Annotated in this window: 19 protein-coding genes and 1 tRNA gene; 13 read left to right on the top strand and 7 right to left on the bottom strand. The window is 62.6% G+C overall.

Annotated elements, in window-relative coordinates:
• Window positions 1-16 precede the first annotated feature (16 nt).
• Both EB235_RS20150 and EB235_RS20155 read left to right on the top strand, forming a co-directional pair.
• Window positions 17-451 (top strand): hypothetical protein, encoded by a 435-nt coding sequence (locus EB235_RS20150; protein ID WP_027029283.1) that lies wholly within the window; start codon window positions 17-19, stop codon window positions 449-451.
• Entirely contained in the window at window positions 451-1,401 is a 951-nt protein-coding gene (locus EB235_RS20155; RefSeq protein WP_027029282.1) for a sterol desaturase family protein, read from the top strand. The genes EB235_RS20150 and EB235_RS20155 overlap by 1 nt, the downstream gene beginning before the upstream one ends.
• 5 nt (window positions 1,402-1,406) lie before the next feature.
• Here EB235_RS20155 and trmFO read toward each other — a convergent pair whose 3' ends face one another.
• The 3 genes from trmFO to EB235_RS20170 form a co-directional block, all read right to left on the bottom strand.
• Window positions 1,407-2,825 carry a methylenetetrahydrofolate--tRNA-(uracil(54)-C(5))-methyltransferase (FADH(2)-oxidizing) TrmFO gene (trmFO, locus tag EB235_RS20160; protein ID WP_027029281.1) on the bottom strand — a complete coding sequence of 473 codons (1,419 nt, stop codon included), beginning with the start codon at window positions 2,823-2,825 and terminating at the stop codon, window positions 1,407-1,409.
• Between the two features lie 584 nt (window positions 2,826-3,409).
• Entirely contained in the window at window positions 3,410-3,550 is a 141-nt protein-coding gene (locus EB235_RS20165; protein WP_080680729.1) for a DUF1127 domain-containing protein, read from the bottom strand.
• 49 nt (window positions 3,551-3,599) lie between these two features.
• Window positions 3,600-3,740, bottom strand: a complete 141-nt coding sequence (locus tag EB235_RS20170) for a DUF1127 domain-containing protein (protein ID WP_013531315.1) — start codon at window positions 3,738-3,740, stop codon at window positions 3,600-3,602.
• Between the two features lie 236 nt (window positions 3,741-3,976).
• On the opposite strand from EB235_RS20170, the gene EB235_RS20175 reads away from it, so the two are divergent.
• Both EB235_RS20175 and EB235_RS20180 read left to right on the top strand, forming a co-directional pair.
• Window positions 3,977-5,095 carry a DUF2157 domain-containing protein gene (locus tag EB235_RS20175; RefSeq protein ID WP_027029280.1) on the top strand — a complete coding sequence of 373 codons (1,119 nt, stop codon included), beginning with the start codon at window positions 3,977-3,979 and terminating at the stop codon, window positions 5,093-5,095.
• Entirely contained in the window at window positions 5,092-5,676 is a 585-nt protein-coding gene (locus tag EB235_RS20180) for a GDYXXLXY domain-containing protein (protein WP_027029279.1), read from the top strand. Before EB235_RS20175 ends, EB235_RS20180 begins: the two co-directional genes overlap by 4 nt.
• 20 nt (window positions 5,677-5,696) lie before the next feature.
• Here EB235_RS20180 and EB235_RS20185 read toward each other — a convergent pair.
• A tRNA-Leu gene (locus EB235_RS20185) sits at window positions 5,697-5,779 on the bottom strand.
• A 377-nt stretch (window positions 5,780-6,156) separates the two neighbouring features.
• Here EB235_RS20185 and tig point away from each other — a divergent pair.
• A complete protein-coding gene (gene tig, locus EB235_RS20190; RefSeq protein WP_027029278.1) occupies window positions 6,157-7,641 on the top strand; it encodes a trigger factor in 1,485 nt (494 codons plus the stop codon).
• A gap of 164 nt (window positions 7,642-7,805) precedes the next feature.
• A complete protein-coding gene (locus EB235_RS20195; RefSeq protein WP_027029277.1) occupies window positions 7,806-8,330 on the top strand; it encodes a hypothetical protein in 525 nt (174 codons plus the stop codon).
• A 12-nt stretch (window positions 8,331-8,342) separates the two neighbouring features.
• Here the strand turns inward: EB235_RS20195 and EB235_RS20200 are convergent, their stop codons facing one another.
• Window positions 8,343-9,515, bottom strand: coding sequence for an NAD(P)/FAD-dependent oxidoreductase (locus EB235_RS20200; protein WP_032925379.1), 1,173 nt, complete (start codon window positions 9,513-9,515; stop codon window positions 8,343-8,345).
• Window positions 9,516-9,629: 114 nt separating this feature from the next.
• Complete coding sequence (locus EB235_RS20205) at window positions 9,630-10,310, bottom strand: GntR family transcriptional regulator (RefSeq protein WP_027029275.1); 681 nt, start codon at window positions 10,308-10,310, stop codon at window positions 9,630-9,632.
• A gap of 220 nt (window positions 10,311-10,530) precedes the next feature.
• Between EB235_RS20205 and EB235_RS20210 the strand changes: the two genes are divergently transcribed.
• The 7 genes from EB235_RS20210 to EB235_RS20240 all read left to right on the top strand — a co-directional run bounded on the left by EB235_RS20210 (window position 10,531) and on the right by EB235_RS20240 (window position 19,017).
• Complete coding sequence (locus EB235_RS20210; protein ID WP_027029274.1) at window positions 10,531-11,658, top strand: sugar ABC transporter substrate-binding protein; 1,128 nt, start codon at window positions 10,531-10,533, stop codon at window positions 11,656-11,658.
• Window positions 11,659-11,760: 102 nt separating this feature from the next.
• On the top strand, window positions 11,761-13,293 hold the full coding sequence (locus EB235_RS20215; protein ID WP_027029273.1) for a sugar ABC transporter ATP-binding protein: 1,533 nt from the start codon (window positions 11,761-11,763) through the stop codon (window positions 13,291-13,293).
• Complete coding sequence (locus tag EB235_RS20220) at window positions 13,290-15,365, top strand: ABC transporter permease subunit (RefSeq protein ID WP_027029272.1); 2,076 nt, start codon at window positions 13,290-13,292, stop codon at window positions 15,363-15,365. Before EB235_RS20215 ends, EB235_RS20220 begins: the two co-directional genes overlap by 4 nt.
• A 13-nt stretch (window positions 15,366-15,378) precedes the next feature.
• The gene (locus tag EB235_RS20225; protein ID WP_027029271.1) at window positions 15,379-16,185 is read left to right on the top strand and encodes an SDR family oxidoreductase; all 807 of its coding nucleotides are present in this window, start codon (window positions 15,379-15,381) and stop codon (window positions 16,183-16,185) included.
• Between the two features lie 10 nt (window positions 16,186-16,195).
• Window positions 16,196-17,143, top strand: coding sequence for a 3-hydroxyacyl-CoA dehydrogenase (locus EB235_RS20230; RefSeq protein ID WP_027029270.1), 948 nt, complete (start codon window positions 16,196-16,198; stop codon window positions 17,141-17,143).
• The gene (locus EB235_RS20235) at window positions 17,140-18,102 is read left to right on the top strand and encodes a 3-keto-5-aminohexanoate cleavage protein (protein WP_027029269.1); all 963 of its coding nucleotides are present in this window, start codon (window positions 17,140-17,142) and stop codon (window positions 18,100-18,102) included. The genes EB235_RS20230 and EB235_RS20235 overlap by 4 nt, the downstream gene beginning before the upstream one ends.
• A gap of 36 nt (window positions 18,103-18,138) precedes the next feature.
• Window positions 18,139-19,017, top strand: coding sequence for an SMP-30/gluconolactonase/LRE family protein (locus EB235_RS20240; RefSeq protein WP_027029268.1), 879 nt, complete (start codon window positions 18,139-18,141; stop codon window positions 19,015-19,017).
• A 120-nt stretch (window positions 19,018-19,137) separates the two neighbouring features.
• Here the strand turns inward: EB235_RS20240 and EB235_RS20245 are convergent, their stop codons facing one another.
• Window positions 19,138-19,905, bottom strand: coding sequence for a hypothetical protein (locus tag EB235_RS20245; RefSeq protein WP_027029267.1), 768 nt, complete (start codon window positions 19,903-19,905; stop codon window positions 19,138-19,140).
• Window positions 19,906-20,229: the final 324 nt, after the last annotated feature.

A 20,229-nucleotide genomic window follows, 5' to 3' on the forward strand; every position in this document is an offset into this window, starting at 1 on the left:
GAGGAGATACCCGTCCATGAGCTTGCCTTTACTGGTCGCGATCGTCGCCCTTGGCATAGTGTTGTCTGTCGCTGCCGTGCATTTCACCGGCGGCAGCAAGACCGCGACGCTGGCCGATCGCGATCAGGCTCTGAGCCGCTTCGCCGAGGATTACCCTGACGAGACGGCTGCGACAGTCCGCCTGACGGCAGACGCCAGGACAGCATTCCTGGACCTTGGGCGAGGGCGTATCGGCATCGTTCACAGCATCGGCGACTGCTTTTTGACGCGTGTCGTCACCGCTGCGGACGTCTCGGTGTCCAGTTCTGACGAGACGAACATAATTCTAATGCGGCTGACGGACTTCACCTGGAAAGGCGGCCGCTTCCGCTTCGCCAATGCCGGCGATGCGCAGGCCTTGCTGCAGGTTCTCGAAGCACGCCACTCTGATGCCGCCAGGGAGGCCGCTTGATGGACAACTATGATTTCCCGCAGGTCACCCAGCTTGCCATTCCGTTCTTCGTCGCCGCCATCCTGATCGAGCTCTGGCTCGTGCGCACCGGCCGCGCCAGGGGTTCGTTCGAAACCCGCGATACCTTGACCAGCCTGATGATGGGCACCGGCAATGTGGTTGCCGGGCTGCTGCTTGGCGTCGTCTCCTACTGGGCGCTGCTGTGGCTGTGGCAGTTCCGTTTCTTCAATCTAGGCCTGTCGGTGTGGGTGTTCCTGGTTGCCTTCCTGCTCGATGATCTGCGCTACTATGTCTATCACCGCATCGCGCACCGGGTGCGCTGGGTGTGGGCAGAGCACGTCAACCATCATTCCAGCCAACACTACAATCTGTCGACGGCGCTGCGGCAAAGCTGGACCGGGCTGTTCACCTTCATGTTCGTGCTGCAGGCGCCTTTGGTGCTGCTCGGCTTCCATCCGGCGGTGATTGCCTTCACCTTCGGCTTCAACCTGGTCTGGCAGTTCTGGATCCACACCGAGACGATCGGCAAGATGTGGGGCTGGTTCGAATTCGTCTTCAACACGCCTTCGCACCACCGCGTCCATCACGCCACCAATCCGCGCTATCTCGACGCCAACTATGCCGGCACGCTGATCATCTGGGACCGCATGTTCGGCACCTTCGTCGCGGAGCTGGAAGAGGACCGGCCGCGCTACGGCATCGTCAAGAATCTCGGCACCTTCAACCCGCTGAAAGTGGCTTTCCACGAATGGATCGGCATGTTCAGGGATGCGTTCGCGCCGGGGCTGACTTTGAGTGATCGCCTGAACTACCTGATCAAGCCGCCCGGCTGGAGCCATGACGGCTCGCGCGAAACCTCGGAGAGTTTGAAAGCCGCCTATGTCAGGCGAAATCCGGGGGAGGCAGGCAAGCCAGGGTTGCCGATGGCGGGTGCTGAGCCCGCCGAATAGGGTTCTTATTCCGCGGCTTCTGCAGTTTCTGGTTGTGCCGGCAACCCCAGCCATTGCCGGCAATCGGCTTGCGCACGCGAGGTGATGGCGTGCCGCTTGGCGACCGTTTTATCCTTGCCTCGCAGGCGTTTGCCTTCGATCTTTACCGCTTCCACTGGCGGGAACAGGCCGAAATTGACGTTCATCGGCTGGAACGAGCGCTTGCCCGGTTCGTCGTCGGAGACGATATGGCCGCCGGTGATGTGGTTGAGCAACGCACCAAAAGCTGTGGTGAGCGGCGGCAGCGACAGCGCATGGCCGAGCCTTTCGGCGGCGGCGAAGCGGCCGGCGAGCAAGCCGATCGCAGCGCTTTCGACATAGCCCTCGCAGCCGGTGATCTGGCCGGCAAAGCGCAGGCCGGGGCGCGACTTCAGCTGCAGCGAGGCGTCGAGCAAGGTCGGCGAATTGATGTAGGTGTTGCGGTGCAGGCCGCCCAGCCGAGCGAAATCGGCGTTTTCGAGGCCCGGAATGGTGCGGAAAACGCGCACCTGCTCGGCGTGCTTCAGTTTGGTCTGGAAGCCGACCATGTTGTAGAGCGTACCCAGCGCATTGTCCTGCCGCAGCTGCACAACGGCATAGGCTTTTACCGTCGGGTTGTGGGCATTGGTCAGGCCCATCGGCTTCATTGGCCCGTAGCGCAGTGTTTCGACGCCGCGCTCGGCCATGATCTCGATCGGCAGGCAGCCATCGAAATAGGGCGTGCCTTCCCATTGCTTGAACTCGGTCTTCTGGCCGTCGACCAGCGCCTGCACGAAGGCAAGATACTGCTCCTTGTCCATCGGACAGTTGATGTAGTCCTTGCCGGTGCCGCCGGGGCCGACCTTATCGTAGCGCGACTGAAACCAGCAAATGTCCATGTCGATCGTGTCGAAATGGATGATCGGCGCGATGGCATCGAAAAAGGCGAGAGCATCGGCACCGGTCGCCTCGGCGATCGACTGGGCAAGCGAAGGAGCGGTCAGCGGTCCCGTGGCGATGATCGCCTGGTCCCACTCCGCCGGCGGCGGGCCTGGCACTTCCTCGCGCTGGATTGATATCAGCGGGTGGGCTTCCAGCCTTTTCGTCACCGCTTCGGAGAAACCGTCGCGGTCGACGGCAAGCGCGCCGCCGGCCGGCACCTGGTTGGCGTCGCCGGCGCTCATGATCAAGGAGCCGGCCAGCCGCATTTCGGCGTGAAGCAGGCCGACCGCATTGTTTTCGGCGTCATCGGAGCGGAAGGAGTTGGAACAGACCAGCTCGGCCAGGCTATCGGTCTTGTGGGCGTCGGTGCCGCGAACCGGGCGCATTTCGTGCAGCACAACGGGAACGCCTGCTTGCGCGGCTTGCCATGCGGCTTCGGAACCGGCGAGACCGCCGCCGATAATATGGATGGGGTTTTTGCTCATGCGCGCCGGAATAATCGCTTGCCGCCGCGATTGCAATTGTCGCGCGGCGTTAACCGGAACGTCTGATCTGGAAAGCCTGCCCTGAAAACAACAACACCCGCCGGGGGAGGAGGTCCGGCGGGTGTCGTTTTTGGGGTCGACCCTCGGGAGGAGGTGAAGGCCGACCGTATTCGTCATCGCCGGGGAGGAGGTCGGCTTTGACGAAATCTCTTTCGCGTTTTGAAAAGGGGCGAGACCCTTTTGGAGCAAAATTCGTTTGCCCCGGGGAAACAGCGCCCGCCGCGGGAGGAGGTGCGGCGGGCGCCGTTTTGGTGGCCAACCCTCGGGAGGAGGTGAAGGTCGGACCTATTCGTCACCGCCGGGGAGGAGGTCGGCTTTGACGAAATCTCTTTCGCGTTTTGAAAAGGGGCGAAACCCTTTTGAGCAAATTTATTTTGCTCCGGGGAACAACGCCCGCCGCGGGAGGAGGTGCGGCGGGCGCCGTTTTGGTGGTCAACCCTCGGGAGGAGGATAAGGGCTGACCGTTCGCTGGAGGTCGGGGAGGAGGTCGACCCCAGCGAAATTCTGTTAGATCGCCATCCTGATTAGAGGGCTTGCCGGGCGATGATCTTGATTTCGTCGCGGACGATACCGAGATCATGCAGCTGACGGTTCGAAAGGCGACCCAGCTCGGTAACCGTCTCGCGATAAACGCGCCAGTTACGATAGTTGCGGATCAGGTTCATTGTCGTTCTCTTTTTCAAAACTTGTTCGGACCATTCGCGGCCCGAAGAATTAGACCGCCTTGCGAGCGACGTAAGGAATGTCGCTGCGGCTGATGCCGAGGTCGGTCAGTTCACGGTTGCTCAGGCGGCTCAGCTCGGACACGGTGTCCCTGTAGCGGCGCCAGTTGCGGTAGTTGCGGATCAGGTTCATGGTAGTTCTCGTTTCGTCTTTCTTGCGGATCATTCCGTTTGTGTACGAACCATAAATAGGCGGGCCTATATCGATTTAAAAGCGCTATGGCTGCATGGCAGCAATGCAAATTGTGCAATGCAACATTAACGCGCCTTCACGGACCTGACATAAAGAAGCCAGAATCAGAAAGTGCCGTGACGTCAACGGTTTGGCTGGTTCGGCTGAAAAAAGACCAGACTGGGGGGACACGCGGAATGGCGGGCTATTCGTCACGAGTGAGGTCGGATATTGCGCGGTGGCTGCAGGCAGGCCTGATCGACGCCGCGACAGCCGATTCCCTGACGCGTGACGTCGAGGCCAATGCGCGCCAATCGCTCAGCTTCGGTTCCATCTTGGCGATGATGGCCGCTCTGCTCTTTGGTGCCGCCATCCTGATCTTCGTCGCCGCCAACTGGGATGCGATCCCGCGCCTGGTGCGCGTGGCGGCACTCTTTATCGTCATCCTTGGCGGCTATGTCGGCGGCGCGGTTTTGAAGACACGCGACCATGCGGCGATTGGCGAGGCGTTGTGGGTCGTGGCGGCGGCGGCCTTCGGCGGTTCGATCGCGCTGATCGGCCAGATGTATCATCTGTCCGGCGACGAGGCTTCCGCGCTCGTCACCTGGGGCGCCGGCACGGCACTGGCGGCGGTCGCGCTACGGTCGAACCCGCTGACCGTCGCGGCGGTCGGTATTGCCGATGCCTGGCTGTTCCTGAAAGGGTTCGATTACTACAGCCGCAGCGAGTTTCCGCATGCCTTCGTCGTCATGGCGGTCGTGCTGTTTGTCGTGTCATTCTGGACCCGCAGCCAGCCGGCGCGGCACCTGATCATTCTCTCACTGCTCTTCTATCTCGTGCTGTTGGCGATGAATCACGCCACGCTGCCGGTGGCGATCCCACTGGTCATTGTCTCCATCGTGCTCTTCGCGGCTTCTGTCTTTGCGCCGGAGCCGGTCGACAAGGTCGTGCAGCTTGGCGGCCGCTTGCCTCTGCACGCGCTGTTCGGCTTCCTCACCGGCCTCGCCATCATCCAGTTCGAACTGGCCGACGAAAGCATCTACAACAGCGGTTTCACCGTCGCCTCGGTTATAGCACTTGCCGGTATCGTTGCCGCTATCGTGCTGGCGGGAAGGGAGAGCCGGGGCCTGCGTTGGCTTGCCTATCTCGGCTTCGCCTTCGAACTCGCCATGATCTATGTCGTGACCCTGCAATCGATGCTCGACACGGCCGGCTTCTTCCTTGCCGCCGCGGTGCTGCTCGGCATCCTTGCGGTCGTCATCATCCGCGTCGAAAAGCGCATGAAGGGTCCAGCCAGCACGGGAGCCACGGCATGATGACCGGAAAGAGGCTTGTACTCTCGGCGCTGGTGCTGGCGATCGTCCAGATAGGTTTCCTCGGCTGGATCATCGCCGGCCGCGCGGCGATCCTGCGCAATGGCAAGGAAGTGCTGCTGAAGATAGAGCCACTCGATCCACGCGACCTGCTGCGCGGTGACTATATTGTCCTCGGCTACGACATTTCGCGCATACCGGTGAAGATGATCGCCAACATTCCCGCCGATAAACTCTCCAGCGACGACACCTCGATTGTTGTCAGGCTGAAGAAGGGCGCCGACGGCTATTGGACACCGACCACTGCCTGGTTCGGCAAGGCGCCAGCGCCGGCGGCTGCCGACGAGGCGGACATATCAGGCCATGTCGCGGAGGGCTGGGACCTTCGCAGCGAGGGAGCGTCGATCGCACCGGACTACGGCATTGAACGTTTCTATCTGCCGGAAGGTGAGGGCATGGCGATCCAGAACGACATGCGCGTGCGGCCATTCGGGATACGGTTGGCGCTTGCAAGCGACGGCACCGCCCAGATCAAGGCGCTGGTCGATGGCGACAAGACGCTGTTCGAGGAGCCGCTTTATTAGTCATGATCAATCATGGTCGTTGGTGCGGGTAGAGGGACTCGAACCCCCACGATCTCTCGCCAGAACCTAAATCTGGTGCGTCTACCAGTTCCGCCATACCCGCATGACCCGGCAATCCCATGTAGCCATCATTCTGTCAATGTCAGGTTCAAGATGTTGGGTCGGGTCCAAAATGCTGGGTGATGGCCAAAATGTTGGTTATTCGCCTAAACGCGAAGACTGTTGAAAATTAGCCTCGCCTGTGACAAAAGGCGTGTCAAATGTGACGGGACGCGACGATCCGCTTCTACAAGATGTGATAAGAAGTAGGAAAAACAAGAACTTATTCACATTTTGGAACGCAGTTTGGGAGAGTTTGAGCCGTAATTCCGGTCAAATCGCCAGGTTCCGTACCAAAAGCCATTCCCGGCAAGAATATACCGGCAGGCTGTAAACGGCAGAGGCCGTGGCAGTCTCATTGGTGAAAACAAAGGTTTTACGATGCAGGTCACCGAAACGCTCAACTCCGGTCTCAAGCGCGAGATCAAGATCACCGTGCCGGCCGGTGACATGGAAGCCAAGCTGATGGCGCGTCTGTCAGACGCCAGGAACAAGGTCCGCATCAACGGCTTCCGCCCCGGCAAGGTGCCGGTGCAGCACCTGCGCAAGGTCTACGGCAAGTCGTTCATGGCCGAAGTGGTCAACGAGATCCTCAACGATTCGACCCGTTCGATCATCACGGGTCGCGGCGAGAAAGCCGCCATGCAGCCCGAAGTCATCATGACCGAGGACGAGAAAGAAGCCGAGAAGATCCTGGCCGGCGGCACCGACTTCGAATTCCGCCTCAACTACGAGGTCATTCCGGCGATCGAGATCAAGGATTTCTCCGACATCAAGGTGACGCGCCAGGTGTTCGAGGTGCCGGACACCGAGATCGACGACCAGGTCAAGCGGGTTGCCGAATCGGCGCGCAGCTACGAGCCGAAGACGGGCAAGGCCGCCGAGGGCGACCGCGTCAGCATCGACTATGTCGGCAAGATCGACGGCGAGGCCTTTGCCGGCGGTGCCGGCACCGACCAGCCGCTGGTGCTGGGTTCCAAGGAGTTCATCCCCGGCTTCGAGGACCAGTTGGTCGGCAGCAAGGCTGGTGACGAGAAGCAGGTCATCGTGACCTTCCCGGAAAACTACCAGGCGGCGCATCTGGCCGGCAAGGAAGCGACCTTCGACGTCACCGTCAAGGAAGTGTCCCAGCCCGGCGCGCTTGAAATCAACGACGAGACCGCCAAGAACCTCGGCCTGGAATCGCTGGAGCGCCTGCGTGACGTGGTGCGCGGCCAGATCGAGAACCAGTTCGGCTCGATGACGCGCCAGAAGGTCAAGCGCCAGCTGCTCGACCAGCTCGACGCGGCCTATTCGTTCGAAGCGCCGTCGAAGCTGATCGAGGCCGAGTTCAACAACATCTGGGCGCAGGTCAACCGAGACCTGGAAGCCGCCGGCCGCACCTTCGCCGACGAAGAGACGACGGAAGAGGAAGCCCGCGCCGAATATCTGCGTCTTGCCGAGCGCCGCGTGCGCCTTGGTCTGGTGCTGGCCGAGATCGGGGAGAAGGCCGGCGTCACCGTATCGGACGAGGAGCTGCAGCGTGGCCTGTTCGAGCAGGTTCGCCGCTTCCCGGCCAACCAGCAGCAGGAAGCCTTCGAGTTCTACCGCAGCAACCCCGAGGCGCTGAATGCGCTGCGGGCGCCGATGTTCGAGGAGAAGGTGGTCGACCACCTGCTCGGCCTCATCTCGGTCACCGACGTCAAGGTCAGCAAGGAAGAGCTGATGGCCGACGACGAGGAAGCCGAAACCACGACCAAGGCCAAGCCGGCGAAGAAGGCCGCGGCCAAGAAGGCTGAGGCCAAGGCTAGTGAGGCTGGCGACGATACGGAAGAGCCGAAGAAAAAGGCTGCGCCGAAGAAGAAGGCCGCCAAGGACGCTGAATAAGCTCCCCCATTTGATGGAATCGACGAAGGCCGCCCTTGAGGCGGCCTTTTTCGTTGCGAAACTGCAACAGCCGGTTGCCTTCGCGGGAGGTGGCACTTGGCGACACCATGCGTTGATCATTATCTGCGCTTGTGCTGCAAACCGTATGGTTCTTGGAGGGGGCGTTGAGCTTATTCTTTGAAACGGGGCGGGCCGTCGCCCTGGCGCTCGTTCTGACCTTCTCCTGTGATATTGCCCACGCCGACGCGATTGCCGGCGACTGGCGCTTCGGCACGGGCGATGACGGCCTCGTCACCGCGTCGCTTCATGCCACCAACAAACTGATCACCGGCGGCGGGGCGTTGAGCTATAGCCCGGTCCTGACCATTGCCTGCCGGGCGGCCGGCGAACCGCGCTGGACCGAATGGCTGGAATTGAATGACGCGGTTTCGGCCAGCCGCAAGATCACCATGTCGGTCACTGTCAATGGTGGCGGCAAGTTTGATGAAAGTTGGTCTGTCGGTCCGCGCGGCAGGGTTCTGGTGCGCGACGGCGGCGACGGAATCAAGCGCCTTGTCTCCGCAAGCGAGCTGTCACTTTCCTGGCGGTTCGGATTGTTGTCAGGGCGCGGCCAGGCGGATTTCGACCTTGCCGGGCTTGAAGGGGCGGTCACGCAGATTGCCGGAACGTGCAGGACGGCTCCGCCCTGACCAGATTTCGCTTCAGGCGGCATGCGGCCCCTGAAACCGTTTTCCCGAAAAGACCTCAAGCGCTTGCGGCTTCTCCCCGCCGACGATCCAGTCGGTCAGGTATTTGGTGAAGCCAAGGGCGATGGCAAAGCCATGGCCGGTCCAGGCAAACCCATAGATGGTGTTGTGCAATGCAGCCGGCGTGTCGACGATCGGGATGCCGTCCACCGCGCAACTCTCGACACGGGAAGCATAGACCTTGAGGAAGGAGGACTCGTCGATGAAGGGCAAGGTCGCGATGGCATTGGTGAGGCCGAGCGCTGTCGAACTGAGCGATCCCTTCCAATGCCCCTTCGGCGTATGGGCGACACTCTGACCGCCTGAAAGCATCAGCGTTCCATCCTGGAGCTGCTTCACCGACAGCGTGCGGTGGGCATGACCCAGGAGGTGATTGATCTTTTTGCCGTGCGGGTTGGTGACGAACATCATCTGCGGCATCTGGGTGATGACGGGCATGATCTCTTGCGGCTGGAGGACCGGTTTCAGCAGCGGCAGCACACCGTTGTTGGCCAGGAGAACGAGTTTCTCGCCAACTGGCACGACTTCACCACTCGCCAGCCTGACCCCCGTTGCGCTCCCTTTGTCGTGGAGGATTTCGGTGACGCGTGCGCCGGTACGCAGGTTCGCTCCAGCCTTCCGCGCCTGTTTGGCGAATGCCAGCGTGGCGAAGGTGTGATCGCACACGCCGTCATTCGGGCAATAGACGGAACCGATAAGATCGCCCGACAGTTCCGGCTCACGTTCCAGCGTTTCGTCCCGGTTGAGAAGCTGGGAAGGAACGCCGAGCGCGTTCTGCACCATGGCCATGGCTTCCATGCTGCCGCGCACTTCATGCTCATGGGCGCCATGGGGGATGTTGAAGAGATGAAGCCCACCGATCCGGCGGTAGCCAACGCCGCCTTCGAATTGTTCCTGATACTTCGCCCAGAGCGGAAAGCTGACAGTCGCCATCGGCAGTTCGCGCAAATCTCGGCTGTTTGCACGCACGCCCCGTTCGCCGGAACCACCCGATGCGCCGGCCGCGATGTCGTCGGCCTCAAGCAGCGTGACGGTCTTGCCGGCCTGCGCCAGTTCGTAGGCGAGACTCGCACCATAGATACCGCCCCCGACGATCACGATTTCAGCCGCGGTGGCCTGTGTGGTCATTTTTATCGAGTCCTTCTCGGATATGTGGTCGTGACAATGGCATGCGGGGGAAGTGCCGTCGGCTCACTTCGATATGAGCGGAGGTGTACGATTATTTTAGCCGGCTTTGCAGTTCTATTTCAGCAGGTCGACCAGCACATCGAAAGCCGCGTCGATGTCGGCACGGACCGCGATCCGCACCGCCTCAGCATCGCGATTTCGCAGTGCGGCGAACATCTCCTGGTGGTGCTCGTTGGCGGTCGAATAGTTCCCTGAATCATGCAGCATGTTGAAATAGGGGCTGATCTGCAGCCACAAATTCTCGATAATGTTGAGAATGTTTTCCGAGCCCGCCGCCCGGTAGATGGAGAAATGAAAAGCGTAGTTGGCGCGCAGATAGGATTTGACGTCTCCCGCCGCATTGGCCTGTTCGAGCGCTACCAAGTGCTGGCCGAGCTGCGCAATGCCCTGATCGTCGATGCGCTCGGCTGCCCATGCGGCGGCGATAGCCTCGATCTCGAAGCGGACATTCCTGAGGTCTATGAGGCGCGCGCGGCTTAGTGCGGGAATGCCGATCGAGCGGCCTGAAACAACCATCAAGGCATTGGCCGCGGTCAGCCGCCGCAATGCTTCCCGGACCGGCATCGGACTGACCTCGAAGGCGTCGGCCAGGCTTTGCACCGTGACCATCTCGCCCGGCACGATGCTGCCGTCGAGGATTAGTTCGCTGACATGGCGATAGACCCTGTCCTGCAAGGTCTCTCTGGACAGGGGCGCGATCTCGACCCCCTGTTTCCTGAACGCCGCTCCAGCCATCTCCCATCAACCTCCCCGCGCAAAGTCCTGCGCGACAACCCGTATCCGGAATGCAGGGTTCCGGCTGTCGCGTCAAGCGTCCGCGCATGCCGCTCTGCCGTCAAGCCATTTTATCATTGATCTTTGATCAAATGCTGATACGGTCGGCGACATCGGATGGCGAGGGCTACGTTTCGTGCCTTCGGGAGGCATTCGGTCGTTCGTATCGGGAGGAATTCACATGGGTATCGGATCGAAAGTCCGGCGGCTCACGCTGCTGGCGGGCATGGCTGCTTGCGCCTTTGGCATATCGGCCGGGCAAGCCGCCGAAAAGCACAAGATTTTTCTCAGCATGAGCTATATCGGCAATGATTGGCAGGCGGAGGCGGCAAACATGGTCAAGGCCATGGCCGCCCACAAGAGCCTTGCCGACAAGGTCGACCTGCAGGTCCAGGTCGCCGGGCCCAACGCGCAGCGCCAGATCCAGCAGATCAATGCCATGGTGCAAAGCGGCGCCGAGGCGATCGTCGTCTATCCAATCTCGCCGACCGCACTCAACCAGGTGGTGAAGAATGCCTGCGACAAGGGCGTGAAGGTCTTTGCCTACGACGCCGAGATCACCGAACCTTGTGCCTACAATGTCCATATTGACCAGTTGGAAGCGGGCAGGGTGACCGCCGAATGGCTGGTCAAGAAGCTCAACGGCAAGGGCAACATCATCGCCATCACCGGTGTTCCCGGAACATCCGTCGACGACCAACGGACCAAGGCCGCCAAGGAAGTCTTTGCCAAATATCCCGACATCAAGATTGTCGGCGAGGCTGTCGGCATGTGGAGCCAGGCGGTCGCGCGCACCGAGCTCTCCAAGATCCTCGCCACGCGCAGCTGGGGCGATATCAACGGGCTGTGGATGCAGGTCGGCTGCTTCACCGCCAACTCGCTGCAACTCGAGGCCGGCAAGAAGACCAGCGAACTTCTGCCTTGCGCCGGCGAAGGCTCCAATGGCGGCCGCATCCAGATGCTGCCGGAGGGCACCGACGTCGAAGGTGCGGCTCCCCCCTATGCACCGGCGGGCGCGCAGCGCATTTCCTATGCCTCGCCGCCTTACTCCGGGGCGCTGGCGCTGAAGCTTGCCGTCGAGGCGATCGAAGGCAAGGATGTGCCCAAGACCACGATCCTGCCGCTGCCGCTCGTCACCAATGAGACGATCAAGCTGTGCGATGAAGGCACCTGGGCGGAGATGAAGGCCGGCTGCAACGTCTTCAAGCCGTCGCTGGTTTCCAACCCCGGCTGGTTCGCCTCGATCTTTTCCGATCAGACGCCGGAGATCGGCCTCAACGCGGCGCTTGTCGGGCAACCGGAGAACTGAGTCTCAAGCCAAATCGCGACGATGCGCTGACGTCTTGTCCGCGCATCGTCGATCCGCGCCAATGCGTGGCGTCCAAAAGTGTGCAGCCCGGCGATCGAGGACATGACAGAACACTCCGCGCTTCCCGCCATCGAGATCGACGGCATCGGCAAGGCGTTCGGCCCGACCGTCGCGCTCGACAGCGTGTCGTTCCGCATCGCGCCCGGCAGCGTCCATGCGCTGCTGGGGGAGAATGGCGCCGGCAAGTCGACGCTGGTGAAATTGTTGTCCGGACTGGTGCGGCCGAGTAGCGGCCATATCAGGGTCTTCGGCAAGGAGATCGGCTACGGCGCGCCGCGCACGGCACATGCTTTGGGCGTGCAGACGGCGTTCCAGGAGATGACCCTGGTGCGCGACCTCTCGGTCCTCGACAACATGCTTTTGCCCTATGCTCCCTTCGGCATTTCCGGCCTGATCCGCCGCGGTGCTGCCCGCAAGGCGGTCCGCCGCCACATCGACGAGCTCGGTTTTTCCGTCGATCTCGACGCGGAGGTCAGCGAGCTCGAGCTTTCGGTGCGCCAGAAGATCGAGATCGCGCGCGCCGTCTATCGCAAGCCGCGCATCCTTTTGCTCGACGAGCCGACCTCGACGCTCGCCGGCCGCGACGTCGAGTGGCTGGGCGACATCATCGCCAGACTGAAGGCTGTGGGCACGACCATCGTCTTCATCACCCATCGCATGCGCGAGGTGCGCACCTTTTGCGACACGCTGACGATCCTGAGGAACGGCCGCCACATCGTCACCGCGCCGGTTGCCGATGTCACCGATGGCGACGTCATCGAAAAGATCATCGGCCGCAGCATCGAGCAGACCTTTCCGCCCAAGCCCGATAGTGCCCAGGCCTTCGGTCCGCCGGTCCTCGGCGTGCGCAACCTCAAAGTCGGGCGCAAGCTGGACGGCGCGAACTTCGACCTGCGCCGGGGCGAGATCCTCGGTATTGCCGGACTGCAGGGGATGGGCCAGCAGGACCTGTTCCTGGCCTGCTTCGGCATGGCCGAGATCACCCGTGGCGACGTCCTAGTCGATGGCCGCAAGGTCTGGCTCGGCTCTCCGGCTGACGCCTTGCGACCCAACATGGCCATCGGCCTGGTGCCCGAGGACCGCAAATCCGAGGGCCTTTTCCTGAAACTGTCGGGCAGCCAGAACGCCACTTTGCCCGTTGTTTCGCGCTTCACGCGGTTCGGCCTTGTCGATGCGGCGGCCGAGACCCGCTCGGTCGAGGAGGCATTCGCCACCGTCGAGGTCGACCGCCGCGCGCTGTGGACGCGGGCCGGTGCGTTTTCGGGGGGCAACCAGCAGAAGATCGCCATCGCCAAATGGCTGGTGGCGCAGAGCCGCATCCTGCTTCTGTTCGATCCGACACGCGGCATCGATGTCGGCACCAAGCATGAGCTTTATGTGATGATGCGAAATTACGTCGCCGCAGGCGGCTCGATCCTGCTGCATTCGACCGAGATTCCCGAACTCGTCCACCAATGCGACCGGGTCCTGGTTCTCTATGACGGGGGTATCGCGGCCGAGCTCGAAGGCGACGCCATCACCGAGCCCGCCATCATGCGCCCGGCGCTCGGCCATGCCGGGGAAGCCGCGGCATGAGCAGCGTTTCATCCCCCGTTTCCACTGGCTTCGGGCTGCGCCGCGCGCTGATGCGCAACCGTGGCGCGCTGATTGCCGCCGCCGTGCTGGCGATCCTGCTTTTCATCGTCGACGGGATCAGCGCCGGGCCGCTGACCTATTTCGATGTGTCGTTCCTGTCGAGCGGCGGCGCGACCTCGGCGCTGGCGGCGATCGGCCAGACCATTGTCATCCTGTCGGGCGGCTTCGACCTGTCCGCCGGCGCGGTGATCTCGCTGGTCAATGCCGTGCTGGCATCGAGCATGGACCCGATGGCGCCAGGCGCCAGCATCCTGTTGTGGACAGCGGTCGGCGTCGGCGTCGGCATGGCGGTGGGTGCCTTCAACGGCTTCTTCATTGCGGTGCTGCGCATGCAGCCGATCGTGGTGACGCTGTCCACCATGTTCATCCTGCAAGGCGTCACGCTGCTGGTGATGGACAAGCCCGGCGGTTTCGTGTCGCCCGATCTCGGCACCTTCTATCTGGGCGACGCGATCACCGGCTGGCTGCCAATGCCGCTGGTGGTGATCGGTGTCGTCCTGCTCGCCTGGTTCTGGCTGAAGGGAACCCGTTTCGGCACCGCACTTTATGCCGTCGGCAGCGATCCGGATTCGGCCGCAGCCGTCGGCATCAATGTCGTTCTGGTGCGCTTTGCCGTCTATGTCATCGCCGGCGGCTGCTACGGCCTTGCCGGCGTCTTCATCAGCGCGCAGACCGGCAGCGGCGACCCGCTGGTCGGCAATCCCTTGCTTCTGTCGATGTTCGCGGCGGTCGTCGTCGGCGGCACACGCCTTGGCGGCGGGCAGGGTGGTCCGGTCGGCAGCGTCTTCGGCGCCTTTATCCTGATGATGGTGGTGAACATCCTGCTGGTGCTCAATGTGTCGGCCTACTACGCGACCATCGCGGAAGGCACCATTCTGGTGCTGGCGGCTCTTGCAGGGTCCTTGTCTCATGCATCCGTGCTTGCCGTGCAGCTGCGCGCGGCGCGAGCCCGGTTCGCCGCCTGGCGCGCCGGCATACTGCCCTCGCAGCTTGAGCCGATCGACCGGCGGCTGAAGATCGCCGGGCCGTCGCATGGCCAGCGCGGTCCGGCATCGCCACGCCCGGCGTTCCGCCTGCGCAATGCCGAGACGCTGCGCTATGCGCTGCCGGCCTATGCCTGCCTGCTCATCGTCGTGATCGTCACCCAAATCTGGCTCGGCCGCGCCATCCTCAACCCGGGTTATTGGAATTCTTTGCTGGTGTTGTCGTCCTTCCTCGCCGTGCTGGCGCTGGGGCAGGGTACCGTCATCCTGACCGGCGGGCTCGATCTTTCCGTGCCGTGGACGATCGGTATTTCCGGCATCATCCTGGCCGGCATGGTCAATGGCTCCGATGCTGCCCTTGTCTACGCCTTGCCGGTCGTGCTGGTGATGGCCTGTGCCATCGGCTTCGCCAATGGGTTCGGCATCGCCTATCTCGGCATCTCGCCGATCGTCATGACGCTTGCCACCAACGGCATCCTGCAGGGCTTCGCGCTGATCTATTCGCAGGGAACGCCGGCCGGTTTTTCCTCGCCAATGCTACGCTGGTTCATGACGGCCAAGCTCGGTTTTGTGACGCCGATTGTCCTGCTAATGGTCGTCTTCGTGGTCGGGGCTGTGCTGCTGCTTGGACGCACGCCGTTCGGCCGCCGGGTCTATGGCATCGGCAACGGACTGCGCGCCGCGCGCCTGTCCGGCATTGGCGTCGAGCGCACGCTGATACTGGTCTACATGCTGTCGGCCGTTTGTGCTGCTGTTGTCGGCATCATGCTGACCGGGTTTTCCGGTCAGGCGAGCCTTGGCATGGGCGACGATTATCTCTTGCCGTCGATCGCGGTCGTCGTGGTCGGCGGTGCGCTGATCACCGGTGGGCGCGGCCACTATCTCGGCATGCTCGGCGGCGTGCTGCTGTTGACGGCGCTGCAGATGCTGCTGGCCGGTACCACGCTTCCCTACGCTACGAGGGCAATTCTCTACGGGCTGGTCGTTCTGGGTGCCGTCATGGCGCTGCGCGAACGGCGGCTGCAATGAAAAGGACAGAACGATGAGCACAAAGGCACCCGCATCGGCGGACGAATTTCTGGCCGGGCTGAAAGGACAGCGCGTGCTGGTGACGGCAGGCGCCGGCGGCATAGGCTTTGCTATCGCCGAAACGCTGTCGCGGCTCGGCGCGCGCATCGTCGTCTGTGACGTTTCCGACGAGGCGCTGGCCGCCGCTCCAGGCAAGATCGACCTAGTTGCGGCGGTCAAGGCGGATGTCTCGCGCGACGACGACGTCGACCGGCTGTTCGAGACGATCAAGGAAAAGCTCGGCGGGCTCGACGCGCTGATCAACAATGCCGGCATTGCCGGGCCGACCGGCGGTGTCGACGAGATCGAGCCAGACGACTGGCGGCGCTGCATCGATATTTGCCTGACCGGCCAGTTCCTGTGCGCACGGCGTGCCGTGCCGCTGATCAAGGCGGCGGGGGGCGGCTCGATCGTGTCGATGTCGTCGGCGGCCGGCCGCCATGGTTACGCGTTCCGCACGCCCTATTCGGCGGCTAAGTTCGGTGTCATTGGCTTCACTCAGAGCCTTGCCAAGGAGCTTGGGCCGCACGGCATCAGGGTCAATGCCATCCTGCCCGGCATCATCGAGGGACCGCGCATCGAGGGCGTCATCTCGGCGCGTGCCAAACAGGTCGGCATCAGCCACGAGGAGATGACCGGGCGCTATCTGCAGAACATCTCGCTGCGCCGCATGACCAGCCCTTATGACGTGGCCTCGATGGTGGCGTTCCTGCTGTCCGATGCAGGCATCAACATTTCAGGCCAGTCGCTCGGCGTCGACGGCAACGTCGAAACACTCTGAGGAACAATCCATGGCCAATGTCGCGATTGTCGGAAGCGGGTTCATCGGGCGGGCTTGGGCGATCAGCTTTGCCCGCGCCGGCCATGATGTGCGGATGTGGGACCAGTCGCCCGCCGCGACAGGTGGCGCGCGCGACTACATAGAAGGCGTACTGGGCGATCTTGCCGCGAACGATCTGCTGCGCGGGCAGTCCGTCGACACCGTGCTTGGCCGCATCGCCATCGTCGCTGAGCTGGCGGAGGCGCTGGCAGATGCAGCCCATGTCCAGGAGAACACGCCGGAAAACCTCGACGTGAAGCGGCAGGTTTTCTCGCTGATCGATAGCCTTGCCGGCCCGCAAACAATCATCGCAAGTTCCACTTCGGCGCTGTTGCCGTCGAAATTCACCGACCATCTGCAAGGGCGGCACCGCTGCCTGGTCGTGCATCCGATCAACCCGCCCTATCTCATTCCGGCGGCCGAGGTGGTGCCTGCGCCGTGGACGTCAGCCGAGACGCTCGAAAGGACCCGCGCTTTCCTCATCGATGCAGGCCATGCGCCATTGGTGATGAAGCGTGAGCTCGACGGCTTCATCATGAACCGCTTGCAGGGCGCCTTGCTGGAAGAAGCTTTCCGGCTTGTCGCGGATGGCTACGCCAGCGTCGAGGATGTCGATATCGGCATTCGTGACGGGTTGGCGCTGCGCTGGTCCTTCATGGGACCATTCGAGACCATCGACCTCAACGCGCCCGGCGGTGTGCGCGATTATGTCGAGCGCTACCAGGGCATCTATTCCAACATCTTCCCGCAGATGCTGCGCCGGGTCGACTGGGCGGGCGAGGTCATGAAAACCGTCGAAGCTGAGCGCAGCAAGCGCCTGCCCAGGGAAGGCCTGGGTGAGCGGCAGGTCTGGCGGGATCGCCGACTGATGGCGCTAGCGGCACACAAGAAGAAATCGGATCAGGAGTTCGGACAATGACAGAAACCAGCCGCAAGCCCGGCGCCACAGCAGCCAGGGGCAAGATCATCATTACCTGCGCGGTGACGGGCGCGATCCATACGCCGACCATGTCGCCCTATCTGCCGATCACGCCGGACCAGATCGCCTCGGAGGCGATCGCGGCGGCAGAGGCCGGTGCCGCAATCCTGCATCTGCATGCGCGAGACCCGGAAACCGGCAAGCCCGACCAGACGCCGGAGGCCTTCGCCCGCTTCCTGCCCCGCGTCAAGCAGGGCACCAATGCCGCCATCAACATCACCACCGGCGGCAGCCCCTACATGAAGGTCGAGGAGCGCGTGCGCCCGGCCGCCCAGTTCAAGCCTGAAGTGGCTTCGCTCAACATGGGGTCGATCAATTTCGGGCTCTATCACCTTGCCGACAAATACGAGACCTTCAAGTTCGACTGGGAAAAGCCGCATCTGGAGGCGACGCGCGACCTCGTTTTTCGCAACTCGTTCAAGGACATCGAGTACATCCTGGCGACTTGCTACGACAATGGCACGCGCTTCGAGTTCGAGTGCTACGACATCGCCCATCTCTACAACCTCGCCCACTTTGCCGATCGCGGGCTGGTGAAGCCGCCATTCTTCGTGCAGTCGGTGTTTGGCCTGCTCGGCGGCATCGGCACCCATTCCGAAGACGTTGCCCATATGAAGCGCACCGCCGACCGGCTGTTCGGCGATCAGTTCCGCTGGTCGGTGCTCGGCGCCGGTGCCAGTCAGCTGCGCATCGCCGCGCAATCGGCCGCGCTCGGCGGCAACATCCGGGTCGGGCTGGAGGACAGCCTGTGGGCCGGCAAGGGCAAGCTCGCCAAGTCGAACGCCGAACAGGTCCTGCTGGCGCGCAAGATCATCGAGGGACTTGGCATGGAGGTGGCGACGCCCGACGAGGCGCGCGAGATTCTGTCGCTGAAGGGCGGCGACAAGGTCGCCTTCTGACCAGTCGCTGCAGTCGTCGAAACAGAGGAGGATGGCATGAAGATCGAAGTCGTGGTGGATGTGAAGACGACACTGGGCGAAGGCCCACTGTGGGACGTCGAGCAGGAGCGCCTTTACTGGATCGACAGTTTCGACGGTCGCGTGTTCCGTGCCACCGCCGACGGGCGCGAGATCCGCTCCTGGGACGTGCCGATGAAGATCGGCTCGATGGCGCTGCGTAGGGATGGCAGCGGCGCGGTGGTCTCGCTGCAGCGCGGCTTCCATCTGCTCGATTTCGCTTCTGGCGATGTGACTTTGATCCATGATCCGGAGCCGGACAGGCCGAGGAACCGTCTCAATGACGGCAAGGTCGACCGGCGTGGCCGTTTCTTCGCCGGCTCGATGGACACGATGGAGGAGGGGCCTTCCGGCGGGCTCTACCGGCTCGATCCGGATTTCTCCGTCACCAGGATCGATTCCGGCATCATCTGCTCCAACGGTCCGTGCTGGAGCCCCGACGACCGCACCTTCTATTTCGCCGACACCTGGACCGGCGAGATCTGGGCCTACGACTACGACGTCGCCACCGGAGCGGCCACCAACCGTCGCACCTTTACCCGTGTCGACACCAGCCGGGGCGGTGCGGCGGATGGCTCGACCGTCGATGCGCAGGGCTATCTGTGGAATGCGCTGGTCTATGACGGCCGCCTGGTACGCTATGCGCCGGACGGTACCGTCGATCGTATCATCGACATGCCGGTGAAGAAGATCACCAGCGTGATGTTCGGCGGGCCGAAACTCGACACGCTCTATGTCACCTCGATGGCCAAGCCGCCGTTGCCGCGCTTTCCCGGCGACGGTGTCCTACGTGGCAGCCTGTTCGCCATCACAGGCCTCGGCGTGACCGGTGTTCCGGAGCCGCGATTTGGCGGCTGAGGGTTGGCGCTCGATGGCCTGCGCCGGCGGCGAGGCTACCGCTCTCTGCGTCCAGGAACCAGCGATGCCGCCGGCGAAAGCCTGGCGGCATCTTGACTGGCTACCTTTCGATTGCTGTCCCTACGGCGTTCCAGCCTGAATCGCGGCTGCCGTCTGGTCAATCTTGCCGGCAAGGATGCCCTGGGCCCAAGCCGTCACCTGGGCGTCGACAGGTTTGTTGGCCATATCCGCCAGCGCCGCGTCGAGTGATGCCTGATCGGTGCCGACGGTGGCCGTGGCAGCTGCCGTCGCGGCCTGGGCAGCCGCCGCGTTGTCGGCGTCGACAACGGCCTGCTGGGCCGGGATCTGACTATTCAGGGCCTGGATCTGAGCAGCATTGGCGACCGGGTCCACCTGCAGCGCCGTCAGTTGCGCATTCAGGGCATCCAGTTGGGCCTGAGCAGCCGCCGCCGTGGCGGCTGCCGCTTCAGCCGCGGCCTGGGCTAACTTGGCTTTCGCGGACTGAGTCACGAAAGCCTGAATGGCAGCGAACTTCTTGCTCTTGGAGTTCATATAGGCGTTGATATTGCGTTGCAGCGAGTTCAGCCTGCCAAGCTTGGCGTGGATGTTCTTCTCCTTGGTCACGGACGAGACCTGTGTGGTGTCGACCGTCGTGTCGGTTGTTGTGTCCGTCGTCGCCTTGGCCACTTGTCCTGGCGCTGACGAGGATTTGCCGTGCGAGGCGCCGCTGTTGCCATGCGAGGCGCCAGCGTTGCCGCCGCCGTTGCCGTTGCCACCACCGTTGCCGCCGCCATTGCCGTGCCCATTGCCGCCGGCTCCGGCGAGCGCCGGAGACGCCAGAAGCGTCAGCGCGGCAAGCGCCGCGAAGAGAGTCTTTCGGTTTGTCATGGTAACCTCCTCGGGGATTCGCCATCCGCCCGACAGCTATGGAAGCGTCGTATGAGAAATCACTAATTGTACAGAGTAAACTTTAGACAAATGCGGCCTCAATGCGCGAGACCGATAAAGCCTGCGCCATAACCATTTGATATTACACATAAATAAACGCCAAGAGACTGCTATGGCACTGAAGTCCCATGCCGGCCAGGACCATGGTCCTGGCTATCAGCCAATGTGGTCGAGCAGCTTATCGGAAAGGCGTTGAAATAAGGGAAGCCGATGACGAAATCGTGCTCACATGCGTCACGCTCGAACGCCCTGGCTTTCCTGTCG

The organism is Mesorhizobium loti R88b, assembly GCF_013170845.1.
Classification (GTDB): Bacteria; Pseudomonadota; Alphaproteobacteria; order Rhizobiales; family Rhizobiaceae; genus Mesorhizobium; species Mesorhizobium loti_B.

Coding starts and splice junctions, on each gene's coding strand:
- EB235_RS20150 (WP_027029283.1), top strand. CDS start 17: ATGAGCTTGCCTTTACTGGTCGCGATCGTCGCCCTTGGCATAGTGTTG.
- EB235_RS20155 (WP_027029282.1), top strand. CDS start 451: ATGGACAACTATGATTTCCCGCAGGTCACCCAGCTTGCCATTCCGTTC.
- trmFO (WP_027029281.1), bottom strand. CDS start 2,825: ATGAGCAAAAACCCCATCCATATTATCGGCGGCGGTCTCGCCGGTTCC.
- EB235_RS20165 (WP_080680729.1), bottom strand. CDS start 3,550: ATGAACCTGATCCGCAACTATCGTAACTGGCGCGTTTATCGCGAGACG.
- EB235_RS20170 (WP_013531315.1), bottom strand. CDS start 3,740: ATGAACCTGATCCGCAACTACCGCAACTGGCGCCGCTACAGGGACACC.
- EB235_RS20175 (WP_027029280.1), top strand. CDS start 3,977: ATGGCGGGCTATTCGTCACGAGTGAGGTCGGATATTGCGCGGTGGCTG.
- EB235_RS20180 (WP_027029279.1), top strand. CDS start 5,092: ATGATGACCGGAAAGAGGCTTGTACTCTCGGCGCTGGTGCTGGCGATC.
- tig (WP_027029278.1), top strand. CDS start 6,157: ATGCAGGTCACCGAAACGCTCAACTCCGGTCTCAAGCGCGAGATCAAG.
- EB235_RS20200 (WP_032925379.1), bottom strand. CDS start 9,515: ATGACCACACAGGCCACCGCGGCTGAAATCGTGATCGTCGGGGGCGGT.
- EB235_RS20205 (WP_027029275.1), bottom strand. CDS start 10,310: ATGGCTGGAGCGGCGTTCAGGAAACAGGGGGTCGAGATCGCGCCCCTG.
- EB235_RS20210 (WP_027029274.1), top strand. CDS start 10,531: ATGGGTATCGGATCGAAAGTCCGGCGGCTCACGCTGCTGGCGGGCATG.
- EB235_RS20215 (WP_027029273.1), top strand. CDS start 11,761: ATGACAGAACACTCCGCGCTTCCCGCCATCGAGATCGACGGCATCGGC.
- EB235_RS20220 (WP_027029272.1), top strand. CDS start 13,290: ATGAGCAGCGTTTCATCCCCCGTTTCCACTGGCTTCGGGCTGCGCCGC.
- EB235_RS20225 (WP_027029271.1), top strand. CDS start 15,379: ATGAGCACAAAGGCACCCGCATCGGCGGACGAATTTCTGGCCGGGCTG.
- EB235_RS20230 (WP_027029270.1), top strand. CDS start 16,196: ATGGCCAATGTCGCGATTGTCGGAAGCGGGTTCATCGGGCGGGCTTGG.
- EB235_RS20235 (WP_027029269.1), top strand. CDS start 17,140: ATGACAGAAACCAGCCGCAAGCCCGGCGCCACAGCAGCCAGGGGCAAG.
- EB235_RS20240 (WP_027029268.1), top strand. CDS start 18,139: ATGAAGATCGAAGTCGTGGTGGATGTGAAGACGACACTGGGCGAAGGC.
- EB235_RS20245 (WP_027029267.1), bottom strand. CDS start 19,905: ATGACAAACCGAAAGACTCTCTTCGCGGCGCTTGCCGCGCTGACGCTT.